Here is a 15,432-nt window from a genome sequence, read left to right as displayed (position 1 = left end):
TCAAACTCTCCAATAAAGTGTTTGACTTGCTCATTGTGTACTTAATAGTACGATTTGTTGTTAATCGAAATTAACGTTGGCACGCTTGGTTTTGTTTAGTTTTCAAAGAACATTCATTTTGCAACTTCTTTTCAGAAGCGACTTTCTAAATATAACACCCAACAAAATGTTTGTCAACACTTTATTTTATTTTTTAAAAGGTGTTTTTAAATTCGCCTTATCAGCGACGAATAATAATATATCATGATAATTAATTAATAGCAAGTAATTTTATATAAAATTTTAAATTTCTTTTTTAAAACAATATTAAATAAAGAAGAATCTCTTTTCATACTATATTATTTATCAAAATAAAACGGCAACAAACATAGTTAATGTATCCTTTAAGTTCATCTATTAAAAGTAATCGAATTCATTTTACTCAGTTGTTTTCTATAATTTTAACATTTATTAAAGAAATGAATACTAGGGTGATGATGTAATATTTCCATATATAATCGTATGATAACTGATCGTGATTCACACTTTACTGAATTGCATCATATTAATTGTCAAAAGTTCCTTATTTTAAGGAAACTTTTATTTCTATTAAATTGATACCTTTAATTGTTTGTCTAAATCATCTAGTTGAATCAAATCTATTCCACTAAAGGTCTAATCAAGTTACACTATTAAAATCCCTTCTCTCTTTCTAACTTTCGATAAATTCTTAAGTTTTAATTAAATGTTTCATCTACAATTAGAATTTATTCCTACTCAGTTGTCCTATCATCCACTAATGACCTTTTACTATAAGTTAGCAATAAATTCGTTTCATCATTCTCTTAAAATTCTTTAAAATAAAACACTTGTTGGGTTAAATAGAATGATGTATAGTTAAAATCAAAATAAATAAGCATACAAACCACAAGGGGAGCCACTGGCTGAGATTGAATAAGCTCTTTTTATGTTATTCTAACCCTTCGAACCTGTTAGTTAGTACTAGCGTAGGGATGTGGATGGTCATAATAAAAGCAATGTTTGGAACCATCGTTCATATTCCATACATTGCTTTTTGTTTTACATTAAGCAATGACATATGGATTCTGGATTCTTATTACTAATAGGTTTTGGTTTATTGTGCAAGAAGAGAGGTTTTTAAATTTGCAAGTGAATCAACGTTTATTATTTTTAATTGAAGTGGCAATGATGGCTGCTTTAGCATTTTTGTTGGATTTAGCTTCTGGTATTTTCTTCAAAATGCCTCAAGGTGGGACTGTTTCCTTAGGAATGATACCCGTTTTTATTATGGCATTTCGTAGAGGACTAAGCGGCGGTCTGTTAACAGGACTAATATTTGGCTTTTTACAAGTTGCAATCGGTAATCCAAGTGTGTATCATCCATTCCAAGCATTTCTAGATTATTATTTAGCATTTACTGTAGTTGGTTTTAGCGGTATTTTATTTAAACAAATTCAACAATCTCTAGGAAATCGCAATCGAATGATTTTTCTTATCATTTTAGCTGCATTCATCGGAAATTTCCTAAGATATATCGTCCATGTAATTGGCGGGGCTATCTTTTTTGCAGAATATGCTCCTGATGGAATGCCTGTAGTTTTATATTCACTAGGTTATAATGCAACCTACATGATTCCAACTCTTATTGTCTCCGCAATTATCTGCTGTCTAATTCTATTAACAGCACCGAGACTCGTAACAAGAAAATAACGTTTTTACCTTGGTCTTATGGCCAAGGTTTTTTATTTCTCTATTAATTTTAAAAAGTAATCATATTACTAGAACTGCTAGCATCTATTAATAGAAAGAATAGATTGCTTAAAAATGGAGGATAAATGATGAATATGACATTTATATTAATGCTACTTACACTTTTTCTCTCATTAGTTCATTTTTCTTACGGTTACAAGGAAGCGATACGTATCAGTAATGAAGAAGGACCTGTTCATGGGCTTTCCCTTATATTAAGCGTCCCTCTTGGATTTGCATTTGCCATTTTATCATCTACGTTTTCCCAGCAGCTATAAATGATTAATCAATAGGATGAACATGAAAGTATCCTTTCTTAATATAAGTACATTATTTCAAATAAGCGTTGTGCTACTGCACAGCGTTTTTTATTTTGATTAAATATAAATTATCATGATTTTTTTCTTAGTATCCTCATAAGTATGTAAAAAGAAAAATTCTTTAGGAGGTTGCTTTGAAAATTGTCAAAACAATATGCAAACACTTAATTTTATTCACGCTTGCACTTATACTTACTTTCTTCTTATTAATGACGCTTTTTTTACTTATAGATGTTCAGTTCGGCTTTTTCGTAAGTATTTTCATGTGTCTGAGCGCATTAGGGAGTTTTTCCTTTTGTATATATGAATTCGTAAAAGACAATAAGGTTACGCGATTACCACTATTTATCAGGACAAATCAACTTGTTTTATTATCATATTTGTCATTAGCATACATCTTTGTATCCTTCTATTTTTTTTCTATTAACTTAATGATCACAACGGAATTGGGTAAGGATTTATCCTTAGAGGAAAAAATTGACTTTTATACCTTACCTTTTCAAAAGGAACCTTCTAATTCTATCAATTATCAAAGGATGAAAGAGAATAAATTAACTCATCAATATCAAAACTTCACTATTTATTACAAACCTCACGAGAAAGAGCTTTTACCAATTATCGAAAGAGCAATCGATAAAGCTGATTACTTAACATCAGGCTTATTAGGAGCTGTCAAGGATAACGAGATTGATTTTATCATCCATGCCTCGTCTGATGAACTTTATAAGGAAACATCATTAATTAAAACAATGGGATATTTCGACGATCCGAATGATATTGTAGGGATTGCGATAACAGATTTAGATGAAATTACCACCGATCGGATGCCTGGTTCGTTTTATTTCCAAAGTACGATTATGCATGAATATACCCATTATCGTTTACAAGCCTTTATTAAAGAACAGGGGCTTTTCGTTTATCGAATTCCACTGTGGTTTCATGAAGGAGTTGCTGAATATATCGGGATGTATGATGTTAAGCATCGCTACTATCCATTTAAAGATACTTCCTTTGAGAATCTAGTCACACATAAAGAATGGGAAAAATTTAGGCTTGATAATTATGATGTGTATCTGCAAAGCTATTACGCAATACGTTACATTGTTGATACATATGGAGAAACAATTATAAAGGAAATTATCGAAGAAACAGCTAAGGTAAATGACTTTAATAAAGGTTTTGCAAAAGCAACAGGGATAAGCATCGATGATCTTCAAACAATTTATTTGCTTAATGAAAGTGAAGAAAAAATTGAAATGAAAGAATAAAAGCTAACTTTTATTCTTTCACTTTCTTACTCATCACCGATAAAATTTGTTTTTCAAGTAAAAAGAAAATGATGCCGACGATGATAATTCCGCCTCCGATTACTTGTGTATTAATTAATATCTCGTCGAGAAAATAATAGGCAAGTATGATCGATCCTACAGGTTCAAGTAAAATCATCATCGAAATCGTATTCGTACTAACCCATTTTAATGACCAATTAAATAATGAATGACCTAACAATGTAGGGATGAGTGCTAATAAACAAAAATAATACCAATCTTCCATAGGATATGGTGCTAGCGGATAATCCAATAATAAGCAATATAATAAGAGTGTAAGTGAGCTTAAACCGTATACGATAAAAGTATACAAAGTGAGCGTATGCCGTTGTCTAATTTCTTGTCCTACAAGTAAATATGCCGTAATAAGACCACATGCAGCCAATGCTAAGAAATCTCCAAATAACGCCAATCCGCTTATATGAAAGTCTCCCCAGCTGATAACGACACTACCTAGGATTGATAATATAGCACTTCCGATAGCAACTAGTGAAACTCTTTCTTTAAAGAAAAAATAAGTGCCGATAAACGCGAATAAAGGCTGTAACGTAACAAGAACTACTGAACTCGCAACAGAAGTAAAGCGCAATGATTCAAACCATAAAATAAAGTGAAACGCTAGTAAAATCCCAGATACGACAGATAGCAACCAATCTCTTATTGACATTTTCCTAATTTCATCAAGACTTTTTGTTAAAAAGAAAGGTAACAAAAGCAAAGTTGAGAAAAATAGGCGATAAAAAGCAATAACTGCAGGAGGAGCTGAAGTTAACTTAACAAATATAGCAGATGTTGAAACTGATAGGACACCGATAAATAAAGCTGCGTATGCGAAAAAACGTGTTGTATTCATCTATACCTAATAATCCCTTCTATAAAATATTACGTCATTAATAATCAAAACAAATCCATCTCATTCTACCACGAATAATGAAAGAGCGATTGCGAAAAATGTCTAAAAAATTCTATATTGGATTAAAAATATAAATTGTATAATATACTCGAATGAAAAAAGGGGGGAAATGGATGATTTTCCAGCTTGAAGCAACGAGGAAGGAACTTTTAACCTTAATCGACACAATTCCTGAACATCTATTTAACAAAAAAGAGTCAGAACAACGATGGAGTATTGGACAAGTGCTCGATCATTTACACAAAACTGAAATCGAGATCACTAAGGTCATAAAATACATACTAACATTACCGGAACAAGAACCTCTTAAAGATAAACCATTAGCACTAACTCTTGACCGAACAAGAAAAATTACTGCACCAACAACGTTATCCCCATCAACATCTGATTTATCGAAACATAAATTACTGACTTCACTCTCTCAATCACGAAAGGAACTCATACAGGTTATTGAATCAATTCCACCTACTGTAGATTTAACAAGGTTAGGATATAAGCATCCCGCATTTGATGAACTCTCACTCATACAATGGATTGAGTTTATTGGATATCACGAAAAAAGACATCTTGCTCAATTAGATGAAATTAAAGCAAGTGTCGCTAAGGAAAGCGTTTAAAAAGGTTTATCTTAATAAGAAAGGGCAATCTCAAAACAGTCATTGAAAATTTTGAGATTGCCCCTATATGTTAATTTTTTAAGTTATCAGAAGGCATTTCTTTCATACGCTCTTTATGTCCTTTAAAATAAAAATGTCTTTCTTCATCAAACGGGAAAAGCTTTTGCTCCTTTGCTTCCTCTTCATAATTTGTCCGAATCTCCTCCATAATTTCATGAGGAGTTTTGTTTTTCGCATCAATACCAAGAATTTCTGCTGATTGAAGAAGTTTTTTCTCAAACACCTCCATCATTAATTCTTTTTCTGTTTTCCCTTTAGTATCAATTCCAAGCTCATCTGCATCATTTTTAAGCATTGTTTCCCGGATTTCTTTTGCTAAGGTTTCGATATCCTTCCCCTTAGTCTCTATCTTTAATTCTTCTGCTTTTTTTATTAAAATCGTTTTTCTAACTTCATTCGAAATTTCTTCAAGATCTTTTCCATCGGTATCAATACCAAATTCTTCTGCTTTTTGGAGGATTCTCGTTTCCCTTATTTCTTTAGCTAATTCCTCTAAACCTTTTCCTTCAACACGAATCCCAAGCTCCTCCGCATGCTTCTTTAGATGAGCTTCACGAACCTCCTTTGCAAGCTGTTTCACATCTTTTCCCTCGGTTTCAATACCTAGTTCCTTTGCTTTCTTTTGGAGATATTCTAAATGGTCTTCAAGATTACCATGATGCTCCCTCCCTTCAAAAACCTTCTCATTTTCTTCTGCAAATACGGGATTTGCTTGGATGCTCCCCAAAGCAAAAATAGATAACAAGACTGCATATGTAACAAGTTTTTTCATACCATTTCCTCCTGATTATATTTTGCAGCGTCAAAGTAAAGAAACCATACACCTCCAGTAGATTTATCAAGGCTGCCTCTACTATATTTTCCATAATTTATGAACAAATTATGAATAAATCGTAAATATTTATGTAATGAAAAGAAAAAAGACAGCATTACGCTGTCATAACATGATGAATCACAAAAATTGTCTTATCTAAAGGGTGTTTCATCAAAAGAGCCTATTTATTTTATCACTTCATCAATGATCCCATATTCCTTAGCCTCATCAGCACTCATAAAATAGTCCCGGTCTGTATCCTTAGCAATCTTTTCGACGGGTTGACCTGTACGTTCCGAAATAATTTGATTAATATGATCACGGAGTTTAAGAATTCGTTTAGCAGAAATTTCAATTTCCGTTGCTTGCCCCCTAGTACCTCCTAGCGGTTGATGTATCATAATTTCACTATTAGGGAGAGCAAGCCTTTTCCCTTTTGTTCCTGCAAGCAAAAGCATTGCACCAAAGGATGCAGCCATCCCTGTACAAATCGTTCTTATATCTGGCTTAATATATTGCATCGTATCAAAAATTGCAAAACCAGCAGAAGTTGAACCTCCTGGACTATTAATGTAAAGAGAGATATCCTTATCGGGATCATCTGCTGCTAAAAATAATAGTTGTGCAACAACACTATTTGCTACATCATCATTTATTTCAGAACCGATCATAATGATTCGGTCCTTTAGAAGCCTTGAATAAATATCGTAGGAACGTTCCCCTCTACCTGATTGTTCAATGACATACGGCATAGTCATTTTCTTTGCCTCCTTTAATTTGCTTACATAAAAAGCGCATGCAACAATTTATGCAGCCATAAGGAAAGTGCTTGAGGAGAGTTGGCTCATGCGTGATTTTTGAATTGTACAAGTAGCTATTGTATCCTTTCTTAAACAACGAATGAAAGGAATCGACTTAATTAAAATAGATGGATCCTGATTCTTAAAGGCACGATGAAGTATTTGTTCAATCTGCTTCCGCTCATCATTTTCCCAATAATGTTCAATTAGCTGATGGTTATCAGTTTGCTCTTCGTTTTCCATTCGTTTTTTTGCTCGATAAATCGCAGCCTTTACAGAGGTCTCAGTTGTCTGGAGAAGCTCAGCTATTTCCCCTATTTGAAATTGAAAACCTTCTTTTAAAGCAAACACCACAGCTTGTTTTGGTGTTAATGTGTTGATAAGCCTTTGAATCAAATCAAAACGGTCATCGATTTGGGTGACACCCTCATCTCCGCGTTCAGGAATTGATTCCAATGTTTCCTTACTTCGTTTTCGCACCTTGTCAATCCATTCATTATGAGCGATTTTTGTTAATAATGAAGTAGATACTTCAGATTTGTTGTTATAATGCAACCATGCTTTCATTAACGCATCTTGAACAAGGTCCTCACCATCCCAGCTGTTTTGCGATAAAAAAAGGCAATATCGTCGAAGCTTTGGATATAATTCATGAAGCCTTTCCTCTGAAAAATTTTTGTGATACTCGTTAGCATCGATCGATTCCTTACAAAGCTTTCCTTGCACTCCAATCACTCCTTTTAGCACTCTCTACTTTATAAACGGTTAACAGCAAAGAAAAGATACGGGGATAAAAAGTTTTTTTAATTATTTTATTCTATATTATGAAGTCTAAAGCAATTGTAACCAAAATCAAACTTGTAAAAGCAACAATAGAAAAAGCAGCAGACTTACTAAAAATCCGCTGCTTTCGCTTTAAAGCATTTCATTAAACTGCTTGTCTTTACCGATAAGAATAACCAGGATATCCACTAATCCCCAGTTTCACCTTAAAAACGCCTCCAGAAAGCGGATATAAGGCTAACTCCTCATCTGTTAAGCCAATTCGAGCTGTTGTTATATACAATTCATCTAAGTGTTCTCCACCAAATGTACATGACGTTACATTTTTAGCAGGAACAATGATTTCATCAAGTTGCTTACCTGTATGAGGATTCCATCGTGTTACACATCCTCCACCCCAATGGGCAATCCAAACCATCCCCTCACGATCAATGGTCATTCCATCAGGTGATCCCATTTCTTTAGGAATCGTTATCCCTACCTCTTTAAACGAAATATCCCCTGATTGTTCATCATAATTGTAGATTGACATTTCACCTGTTGGTGTATCAATATGATAAAGAAATGCCTCGTCAGGACTAAAAGCAAGCCCATTTGAAATCGATACATTTGATAACAATTTTTTTATTTCCCCATTACGGTCTAAACGATAAAACGCACCACTGCCAGGCTTTGCATCAACATCCATTGTCCCAACATAAAATCTACCTTTGCTGTCACATTTTCCATCGTTAAAGCGATTTGATTGCATATTCACTTCTGGGTCAGTGATTAACGAAAGCTCTTCAGACTCTAAATCAAATGTATAAATCCCATTTTGCAAAGCAACAATAAAATTGCCTAACTGACCTGGAACAGCGGCTCCGATATAATGATTAAATTGGTAAAAATGAGTATCACTTGTAATAGGACTATAAACATGAAGTCTTTTTTCTATAATATCAACCCAATATAAAAGCTGTTCACGTTCTTCCCAATGTGGACCTTCTCCTAATGTCGCTTTTGCATCTAATACTAAATCAACTTGATATGACATTAACTCCCCTCTTCCCTTCATTTCGTCTTTATTAAAATTCCACAATTAAAAGATAATCCCTGCAAATTTGAACTTATCATCAACTTTTTGAAGGAAATAAACACTTTTTTAGCGAATGGAAAAGATATGCCATTAATCCTAAGACAGATAGATAATTTGTATATGGCAAACGGAGGATGAAATGAAAAAAATATTAATTATTGTTAGCTGCTCTATCATTATTGCAGCGCTGGTCTTATACTTCACTTTTACAAATCTTTCAAAGGATTCTGTAACAAAAAAGGAAAGTGCATCTATTAATGTAGAAAAACAAGAAAAGGGCCAAGTCATTGAAATTGAAGAGGCAGATGCTAAACCTGTTGCAGAAGAATTTCCACTTGAAATGTCAGAGGAAAAAATCCGTGACGCCATTCATGGAATGTCACACCAAAAAGTTAAAGCAGATAAAAAATGGGGTTTTATCCCGTTAACATCTGAACGAGTCAACCGCCTAATCGAGGTTGTTAAAGCAAACCAATCAACCTATAAAAATAGTACTACCTATTTAGAAATATTAGAGCGTTGGGCAAAAAATGACTTTTCTCAAGTTGATAAAGACCATAACACCATCTGGGAGCTACAAAATGGCAATGTCGGTCGAGCAACAGGAATTCTTAGTCGTGAGGAAGAAATGGAATTTATACAAGAATATTATGATGTTGAAGGAACGTAAAAGAAATAATTGTTGAAGCGCCTTTATCTAATTTGTATAATATTCATATATCTATGAAATGCACTCATCGCATTTCATTACGGGGCATTAGCTCAGCTGGGAGAGCGCTACACTGGCAGTGTCGAGGTCAGGGGTTCGAGCCCCCTATGCTCCATAAAAACCCTTGTATCTCAAGGGTTTTTTCTTATTTATAAGTAATAACGATTTTAAAGAGTAGGAAATTTAAGATTAGTAAGCGAAAGAAGTATTATTTATTTTGGTATGCAATTATAATCTGTATTTATCAGGATGTTCACAATCCCCACTACTACTTAATTAAAAGTTACCTTTCCTTAATTATATCTCCCATAAATTCTTGATATAATCATAGAAAAGAGTCTAGTTCTCAGTTATAGTACAGACAGACATTACTTAATATAAAAAGGTGACAAAAAGAAAATGAAAAATAAACAAAGAGAGAAAGCAGCTCTTCAGCAAAAGCGGGAAAGAGAAAAACGCGAGAATAGAAGGAAGAAGAAAGAAGCAAAAAGGGAGTCTCCTCCAAATCCTTTCGCAACAATTGTTGGATTTCTAGTTATGCTTATATTAGGTTGGTACTTTTTAACGAATCATATTGGCGAAGATTCATATAAGTATGAATTTGAACCCGCATTGGCCGAACCTTATTATTCTTGGATGAACACCATTTCCATCTTATACTGGGTAATCGGGATCACATGTATAATTGGCGTTATTGCATTTGAAAGGACAAAGCCATTAGCAAAAGAAATTCTCATCTTGATTATCTTATTATTAGCTAGTTTTGGATTACTCTCTACTTATCCAATTGCTTTAATTAAGTTAAATGTTCCAGTACTCTCGTTCATTTATCTTGGCTTGATTCTTATCGGGTTAGCAATGTATAGTTATCTTTCACTTACGAAGAGTTTCGGACTTACCATTAAATTTGCAGTTGTTTTTATTTTATTTACAGCTGTGATATCAATAATATTTTTATTCTTTGCCGATCCTACTGATGGGAAATACTTAATGGTTACTAAAGGTTCTGTGATGGGAAGCTTTTGGACTAAGCTATGTATATGGGTAAGCGGTTTAGGCGGGGTACTCTTTTCACTCTTTAATCTGATGTTAAAGCTAGAAGACATAGAAATGCTAATAAAAAAGTAAAATGAATCTACACTTATTCTAGAACAAATATTACGTTAAAAAGTATGTTACATACACTATTTTTTCCTTAGGGAAATAAAAATACTTGAGTAATTATATTATTACCCACCTCGTTTAAATTTTTATTTTAAAAAATATATCGAATCACACTTAACCATTATCTTCACCAATCTTCATTTTTCCTACTCGATTCTTTAGAGTGAAAAAAACAAAAAAGAGGGTATCTCACTAGGGTAATACCTTTTGAGACGCCCTTATCTTGATTAAAAATCATATAAAGCTATTCAGGAATATATGGAAGCTCACCATTTATAGGAACATTAATCACATGTGTGTCTGTATATGCTAGTAGACCTTCCTTGCCATATTCACGGCCAATTCCTGACTGCTTTACTCCGCCAAATGGGAAGCGGACATCAAGACCTTGAACAGCAGCTGTATTAATCATTGTTGTTCCGGCTTGAATACGTTTGGCAACTTTAATTGCATGTTCTTCTTCTCCCCAAACTGAGCTTGTTAATCCATAAATGCTATCGTTCACTAATTCGACTGCATGTTCGTCATTATCGAAAGGTAAAATTGGTACAGCTGGTCCAAACTGCTCCTCCACTACAATTCTATCTTGATAATCAGCATCAAGAACAACTGTAGGCTGCATAAAATATCCTTCATTAAAGATTTCCTTATCTAATACCTTACCTAATTTAATGACTTTAGCACCTTTACTTTTGGCATCATCTATTAAACTTTGAACGTATTCCATTTGTTTTAAGTTATTAACAGGGCCAATTGTTACATCCTTATTAAACGGATTACCAACACGAATCCATTTATTTGCAACTTCTAAATATTTATCTACAAACTGATCATAAATTTCCTTATCAACGTAGACACGCTTCGCAATCATACATATTTGACCAGCTGTTAAGAAATTAGAAATAACAAGTCTGCGCATTGCACGCTCATCGTTCACATCAAAATCCTTTAAAATAATCGCTGCATCATTACCACCTAATTCAAGTGTCATATTTTTAATCGTATCTGCAGCTGCCTTCATAATATGCTTTGCTGTACCAGTACCACCAGTAAATGCAATTTTTGCAATGTTTGGATTAGACGTTAATTCGACACCAACATCAGCTTCCCCGTGAACAAGATTTAATACTCCGTTAGGAAATTCTTCTGCAATCAATTCAACTACCTTGCTGACTGCAAGTGGCGCTAATGGACTTGGCTTTAAAACCATTGTGTTACCCGCTAATAGTGCAGGAGCAATTTTTATTGTAGAAAGAGATAAAGGATAGTTCCAAGGTGTAATTGCTGCTACAACACCAAGTGGATCATGTGCAATAATCGTTTTTCCTGTTTCATGCTCCAAAATTTCACTTGAAAGTACCTCTTGCGCATTATTACAAGCAAACTCCATCCACATTAAGGAAACTCCGATTTCCCCTTCAGCATCATATAATGGTTTACCATGTTCTCTTGATAGCAATTTCGAAATTTCTGGAGTAGCATCCTTAATTTTTTCAATTGCTTTTTTCATACGCTCAATTCTATCTTCAATAGAAGTTTCTTTCCAAATAGCAAAGGCATCGTTAGCAGCATTAATTGCCCGGATTGCATCCTCACGTGTATTAACAGGTGCAAACCCAACAATTTCACTTGGACGTGCTGGATTTTCTCGTGGCTCTTGTTTTTCTGTTTTCACTTTTTCACCATTAATAATCGCATCAATAACAATTTGATTTTCCTGCATAATAAAATATCTCCCTCCAAAATGATAATTAGTTGTTATAGCAACTTTTTTAGAAGACTTAACCATTGTTACTCTAAAAATACGTATGAGCCTAGTTTATTTCCCCCTAACAGATTACATTTTATACTTTTTGATATAATTAGTATGTATATAGAATAGTCCTGTCCAACAAAAAGATCAATCGATTTGCTTGGACATAAAATATTTAGATATAGCCACAATAGCTTCTTGTTGCGTTCGGGATCATGATTTGACCTTCTTCACTATATTTGTCAAATAGGTTATTTAGCCCGTGTACGAGAAGCTCATATGTCTTTTCACCTTTTTTTGGTGCATAGGATGCGGATAAATGTCTGCCAACAAAATCAGTGCGATAATAGAGTAACGGATTAGAATAACTCGTCACCTTACACCCCTTGTCAGCAAAAAACTCCTCGAAAGCTGTAGCACTAATCCCATTAGAAAACCCTTTGAAATTAGGGCAACAACTACGATATAACTCAATAATTTCCTGAATAATCGTTGTATCAGTTGATCTCATATTAGAAACAATACAGACTTTCCCGTCAGATTTTAGTATCCTTTTACACTCATTTTTAAATTTTTTATGGTCAAACCAATGAAACGCTTGAGCAACCGTGATGAGATTGATGCTATTTGAAGCCAATGTTGTGTTCTCTGCAGTACCGTTCACAGAAGTAAAGTGTTCATAGTCATTAAGCAAATTTCCGGCTATCTCCCTCATCTCTCTGTTTGGTTCAACTGCTATGACCTGCAAATGAGCATCTAATAATTTCTTTGTTAAAATCCCTGTACCAGAGCCGATATCTGCTATGACAGACTTTTCATTTAGGCTTTGCTCAGCGATTAAGTCAATGATTAGCTGCTCAGGATAGTCTGGACGGTACTTAGAATAGAGCTCAGCCTTACCGGTAAATTGATTCCGGTTTATTGACATCCGTTTCCCTCCATACACAAAATTGTTTTTTAATATTATCTATGTTTATTTATCCCGAATCATAGATTTCATTGACTTTAATAACTCATCAGGACTATCGGCACTTACAAACTCTCCATCTATAACAGCATATGGAGCTGCCTTACATTCCTTACATTTACTTTGACACTCGTATTCCTTATATTCAATTCTCTTATCATTTAGAAATGTATTAAAGGTCGAAAAATCAGCATCAGAATAAAAACGATCGAGATTATTTGTACAAAAGGATATTTTCGTTTTAGTTTGTTTTGAAAATAGCTTTTTCATGAAACTCACTGTTAATCCCCCATTTTTTTGTCTCTATTTTATTCGTTACTTTTTATATTATAAGGTTTAAAAATATTATTTAAAATAACCGATTTTGCAATCAACGATGAACTATTTCTAAACAGGGCGGATAACTTTAGAGCAACATAATGTTAAGCTATAATAAAGTGAGATTCATTAAGTTGTTCCGAACAAAAATGGAGAATTGAGGTGCATCAATGAAATTAGAAGTGGCTAAGGAAGCTGCACAATGGTTTATCGCTGAAATGGATTTAACCCCTGGTGACTATGTTCAATTTGTTGTAAAGCTATACGGTGGTATACCAACTGTACATCCAGATTATTATTTAGGCCTTTCGATCGGAAAGGAAGATAATATCGCTATACATCAGGTAGTTGAAGATATTACATTTTATTTCACACAACAGGATTCATGGTTTTTAGATGATTATCGGCTGAAGGTTGTTAAAAAAGATGATGATGTCGAGTATATATTTGAATAAAATATAGCATATACAAAGAGAGAAACGCCTATCATTTCTCTCTTTTATTTCCTATTAATCTTGTATCAAACACTCGCCATTCGTTTCGATAACATTTTTATACCAATGGAAGCTCTTTTTCTTTATGCGTCTTAACGTACCTTTTCCTACATTAATTTTTTCCTATATATTATAATTTCCATTCGGAAAATCTGTCCTGCAATTTTTTCTCTTCTTCTTTAAAAAAAGAAGTTATGCAACATTCACTTTAGGATTTCCTTTTATTTTCGTAAAAATAAATCGAACGATCGGACCCATTATAAGCAATTGTAAAGGTAGAGCAACAATAAAGTTTTTTATAAAGATTGCTGCATAACTTTGTACAATCGAATCAGTACTTATGCCGTTGCTTACGTAAGCTGTTCCTAATCCATAGAGCGACATCCAGAATACCATTCCTAATACCATACAAAATGACATCGAAAGAATAACAAATATCTTCTTTGATTTATCATATGGTAAGGAAAAAGCAATTTTCCTCGCAATTGGCCCTACGATAAATAAATCTAATATAAACGCTACGATAAATCCTATTAAAAATTGAATAAGAAACCCGCTAATTGTAATCGTATGAATCAACCCATTTACATACAAATTATAGACTGACATCACGACGACCATTCCAAAACACATCATTGCCCCAAAATAAAAGCTTTCTCTCTTTGTTGTTGGCAAAAAAATCATCCTTTCTTTTTCACATGATGATTATTTTAGCGAAACGATTACTCCCTCGTAAGTGAACATTTTGTGAACTTTTACTGTTTTTGCCCTATTATCGTACTGATAAAATGTATTTAGACCGAATAAAAAAATAAGATGATTCGATGAATTGTATGCAAAAAAAACCATTTGTCATATCCATTTCCTCTGTATCAGGTGGAGGAAAAACTGCTGTTATTCATGCTCTCACAAAAAGGCTTCACAAAGCTAAAGCTATATATTTCGATGAATATGATCTGGAAGGACCTTCTAACTTTTCTGAAAGGGTGAAAAGAGGAGGTGATTACAATGAATGGAATGTAAATCCTATTAGACAAGATATTCAAAAGTTATTACAAAATTCTTCTCTTAATTATATTATTCTAGATTATCCATTTTCTTATTGAAATACCCAACTAAACGACTTTATTAATCTATCGATTTATTTGGACACACCATTGGATATTGCATTGATAAGGAGATTTTTCCGCTCTAAAGTGAATTTAATTGAAGAAATTAGAAATGAGTACGAGAATTATCTCAAGTTGGGGAGAAGTGCCTTTACCGTAATGGAAAGGACAATAAAACCTAGTGCTGACTTCATTATGGATGGTGTGCTTTTTGTAAACGAAATAGTAGATAACATAATAAATAGGCTAGCAATCTATGAATAGACCACTTAAATTAATAATAAACCCGCTATTCTCTTGGATTAGCGGGTTTTAAAAATTTGGATATTTGTTATTTAGGGAGTGTAATATTAACTGTGTAAGTAAGGAATGCGTACGGTTCCTTACTCACACAGTTTTTTATTTGATAGAATAATAAGTATAAAGCTAAAGGAGTGGTTTCAGTGGGGAAATTGA

The 15,432-nt window shown here is 33.5% G+C and carries 17 protein-coding genes, 1 tRNA gene and 1 riboswitch; of the genes, 9 read left to right on the top strand and 9 right to left on the bottom strand.

Features of this window, described 5'->3' with window-relative positions; genetic code table 11:
- The first annotated feature begins 899 nt into the window (after positions 1-899).
- Positions 900-1,010, top strand: a riboswitch (TPP riboswitch).
- Between the two features lie 133 nt (positions 1,011-1,143).
- The 3 genes from thiT to ACTJJ9_RS24900 all read left to right on the top strand — a co-directional run bounded on the left by thiT (position 1,144) and on the right by ACTJJ9_RS24900 (position 3,337).
- Entirely contained in the window at positions 1,144-1,710 is a 567-nt protein-coding gene (gene thiT, locus ACTJJ9_RS24910) for an energy-coupled thiamine transporter ThiT (protein ID WP_145585391.1), read from the top strand.
- Between the two features lie 128 nt (positions 1,711-1,838).
- The gene (locus tag ACTJJ9_RS24905) at positions 1,839-2,027 is read left to right on the top strand and encodes a hypothetical protein (RefSeq protein ID WP_095302377.1); all 189 of its coding nucleotides are present in this window, start codon (positions 1,839-1,841) and stop codon (positions 2,025-2,027) included.
- 176 nt (positions 2,028-2,203) lie between these two features.
- On the top strand, positions 2,204-3,337 hold the full coding sequence (locus ACTJJ9_RS24900) for a hypothetical protein (RefSeq protein ID WP_440768981.1): 1,134 nt from the start codon (positions 2,204-2,206) through the stop codon (positions 3,335-3,337).
- Positions 3,338-3,347: 10 nt separating this feature from the next.
- On the opposite strand, the gene ACTJJ9_RS24895 is transcribed toward ACTJJ9_RS24900, so the two are convergent.
- Entirely contained in the window at positions 3,348-4,250 is a 903-nt protein-coding gene (locus ACTJJ9_RS24895) for a DMT family transporter (RefSeq protein ID WP_095302375.1), read from the bottom strand.
- A gap of 173 nt (positions 4,251-4,423) precedes the next feature.
- Between ACTJJ9_RS24895 and ACTJJ9_RS24890 the strand changes: the two genes are divergently transcribed.
- A complete protein-coding gene (locus ACTJJ9_RS24890) occupies positions 4,424-4,927 on the top strand; it encodes a DinB family protein (RefSeq protein WP_412965216.1) in 504 nt (167 codons plus the stop codon).
- 70 nt (positions 4,928-4,997) lie between these two features.
- On the opposite strand, the gene ACTJJ9_RS24885 is transcribed toward ACTJJ9_RS24890, so the two are convergent.
- From ACTJJ9_RS24885 to ACTJJ9_RS24870, 4 genes are all read right to left on the bottom strand, one after another.
- Complete coding sequence (locus ACTJJ9_RS24885) at positions 4,998-5,759, bottom strand: hypothetical protein (RefSeq protein WP_307190893.1); 762 nt, start codon at positions 5,757-5,759, stop codon at positions 4,998-5,000.
- A 227-nt stretch (positions 5,760-5,986) separates the two neighbouring features.
- Positions 5,987-6,607 (bottom strand): ATP-dependent Clp endopeptidase proteolytic subunit ClpP, encoded by a 621-nt coding sequence (gene clpP / locus ACTJJ9_RS24880; RefSeq protein ID WP_255451877.1) that lies wholly within the window; start codon positions 6,605-6,607, stop codon positions 5,987-5,989.
- A complete protein-coding gene (locus ACTJJ9_RS24875; RefSeq protein ID WP_440768980.1) occupies positions 6,608-7,327 on the bottom strand; it encodes a sigma-70 family RNA polymerase sigma factor in 720 nt (239 codons plus the stop codon).
- Positions 7,328-7,544: 217 nt separating this feature from the next.
- Positions 7,545-8,420, bottom strand: a complete 876-nt coding sequence (locus ACTJJ9_RS24870) for an SMP-30/gluconolactonase/LRE family protein (RefSeq protein WP_440768979.1) — start codon at positions 8,418-8,420, stop codon at positions 7,545-7,547.
- Positions 8,421-8,601: 181 nt separating this feature from the next.
- On the opposite strand from ACTJJ9_RS24870, the gene ACTJJ9_RS24865 reads away from it, so the two are divergent.
- The 3 genes from ACTJJ9_RS24865 (at position 8,602) to ACTJJ9_RS24855 (ending at position 10,299) form a co-directional block, all read left to right on the top strand.
- Positions 8,602-9,132 (top strand): DUF6241 domain-containing protein, encoded by a 531-nt coding sequence (locus ACTJJ9_RS24865; protein WP_440768978.1) that lies wholly within the window; start codon positions 8,602-8,604, stop codon positions 9,130-9,132.
- Positions 9,133-9,213: 81 nt separating this feature from the next.
- Positions 9,214-9,286 (top strand) — tRNA-Ala (locus ACTJJ9_RS24860).
- Between the two features lie 284 nt (positions 9,287-9,570).
- Positions 9,571-10,299 carry a hypothetical protein gene (locus ACTJJ9_RS24855; protein WP_145581842.1) on the top strand — a complete coding sequence of 243 codons (729 nt, stop codon included), beginning with the start codon at positions 9,571-9,573 and terminating at the stop codon, positions 10,297-10,299.
- Between the two features lie 280 nt (positions 10,300-10,579).
- Here ACTJJ9_RS24855 and ACTJJ9_RS24850 read toward each other — a convergent pair whose 3' ends face one another.
- The 3 genes from ACTJJ9_RS24850 to ACTJJ9_RS24840 all read right to left on the bottom strand — a co-directional run bounded on the left by ACTJJ9_RS24850 (position 10,580) and on the right by ACTJJ9_RS24840 (position 13,325).
- Complete coding sequence (locus ACTJJ9_RS24850) at positions 10,580-12,058, bottom strand: aldehyde dehydrogenase family protein (RefSeq protein ID WP_145581844.1); 1,479 nt, start codon at positions 12,056-12,058, stop codon at positions 10,580-10,582.
- A 205-nt stretch (positions 12,059-12,263) separates the two neighbouring features.
- Positions 12,264-13,016, bottom strand: a complete 753-nt coding sequence (locus ACTJJ9_RS24845; protein ID WP_145581846.1) for a class I SAM-dependent methyltransferase — start codon at positions 13,014-13,016, stop codon at positions 12,264-12,266.
- Positions 13,017-13,061: 45 nt separating this feature from the next.
- On the bottom strand, positions 13,062-13,325 hold the full coding sequence (locus ACTJJ9_RS24840) for a DUF1450 domain-containing protein (protein WP_145581929.1): 264 nt from the start codon (positions 13,323-13,325) through the stop codon (positions 13,062-13,064).
- A 218-nt stretch (positions 13,326-13,543) separates the two neighbouring features.
- Here ACTJJ9_RS24840 and ACTJJ9_RS24835 point away from each other — a divergent pair, with 218 nt between their 5' ends.
- Positions 13,544-13,828, top strand: a complete 285-nt coding sequence (locus tag ACTJJ9_RS24835; RefSeq protein WP_145581849.1) for a hypothetical protein — start codon at positions 13,544-13,546, stop codon at positions 13,826-13,828.
- Positions 13,829-14,059: 231 nt separating this feature from the next.
- Here ACTJJ9_RS24835 and ACTJJ9_RS24830 read toward each other — a convergent pair whose 3' ends face one another.
- Positions 14,060-14,542 carry a DUF2798 domain-containing protein gene (locus tag ACTJJ9_RS24830; protein ID WP_145581851.1) on the bottom strand — a complete coding sequence of 161 codons (483 nt, stop codon included), beginning with the start codon at positions 14,540-14,542 and terminating at the stop codon, positions 14,060-14,062.
- Positions 14,543-14,700: 158 nt separating this feature from the next.
- Here ACTJJ9_RS24830 and ACTJJ9_RS24825 point away from each other — a divergent pair, with 158 nt between their 5' ends.
- Positions 14,701-14,973 carry a hypothetical protein gene (locus tag ACTJJ9_RS24825; protein ID WP_145581853.1) on the top strand — a complete coding sequence of 91 codons (273 nt, stop codon included), beginning with the start codon at positions 14,701-14,703 and terminating at the stop codon, positions 14,971-14,973.
- The last annotated feature ends 459 nt before the right edge of the window (positions 14,974-15,432 follow it).

Origin of the sequence: Metabacillus sp. 22489 (assembly GCF_052044855.1) — a bacterium.
Classification (GTDB): domain Bacteria; phylum Bacillota; class Bacilli; order Bacillales; family Bacillaceae; genus Metabacillus; species Metabacillus niabensis.
This window is presented reverse-complemented; position numbering and strand designations above follow the sequence as displayed.

Bases quoted from the DNA above. Each gene is read 5' to 3' on its own strand.
- ACTJJ9_RS24905 (WP_095302377.1), top strand. From the start codon at position 1,839: ATGAATATGACATTTATATTAATGCTACTTACACTTTTTCTCTCATTA.
- ACTJJ9_RS24895 (WP_095302375.1), bottom strand. From the start codon at position 4,250: ATGAATACAACACGTTTTTTCGCATACGCAGCTTTATTTATCGGTGTC.
- ACTJJ9_RS24890 (WP_412965216.1), top strand. From the start codon at position 4,424: ATGATTTTCCAGCTTGAAGCAACGAGGAAGGAACTTTTAACCTTAATC.
- ACTJJ9_RS24885 (WP_307190893.1), bottom strand. From the start codon at position 5,759: ATGAAAAAACTTGTTACATATGCAGTCTTGTTATCTATTTTTGCTTTG.
- ACTJJ9_RS24870 (WP_440768979.1), bottom strand. From the start codon at position 8,420: ATGTCATATCAAGTTGATTTAGTATTAGATGCAAAAGCGACATTAGGA.
- ACTJJ9_RS24865 (WP_440768978.1), top strand. From the start codon at position 8,602: ATGAAAAAAATATTAATTATTGTTAGCTGCTCTATCATTATTGCAGCG.
- ACTJJ9_RS24855 (WP_145581842.1), top strand. From the start codon at position 9,571: ATGAAAAATAAACAAAGAGAGAAAGCAGCTCTTCAGCAAAAGCGGGAA.
- ACTJJ9_RS24850 (WP_145581844.1), bottom strand. From the start codon at position 12,058: ATGCAGGAAAATCAAATTGTTATTGATGCGATTATTAATGGTGAAAAA.
- ACTJJ9_RS24845 (WP_145581846.1), bottom strand. From the start codon at position 13,016: ATGTCAATAAACCGGAATCAATTTACCGGTAAGGCTGAGCTCTATTCT.
- ACTJJ9_RS24840 (WP_145581929.1), bottom strand. From the start codon at position 13,325: ATGAAAAAGCTATTTTCAAAACAAACTAAAACGAAAATATCCTTTTGT.
- ACTJJ9_RS24835 (WP_145581849.1), top strand. From the start codon at position 13,544: ATGAAATTAGAAGTGGCTAAGGAAGCTGCACAATGGTTTATCGCTGAA.
- ACTJJ9_RS24825 (WP_145581853.1), top strand. From the start codon at position 14,701: ATGCAAAAAAAACCATTTGTCATATCCATTTCCTCTGTATCAGGTGGA.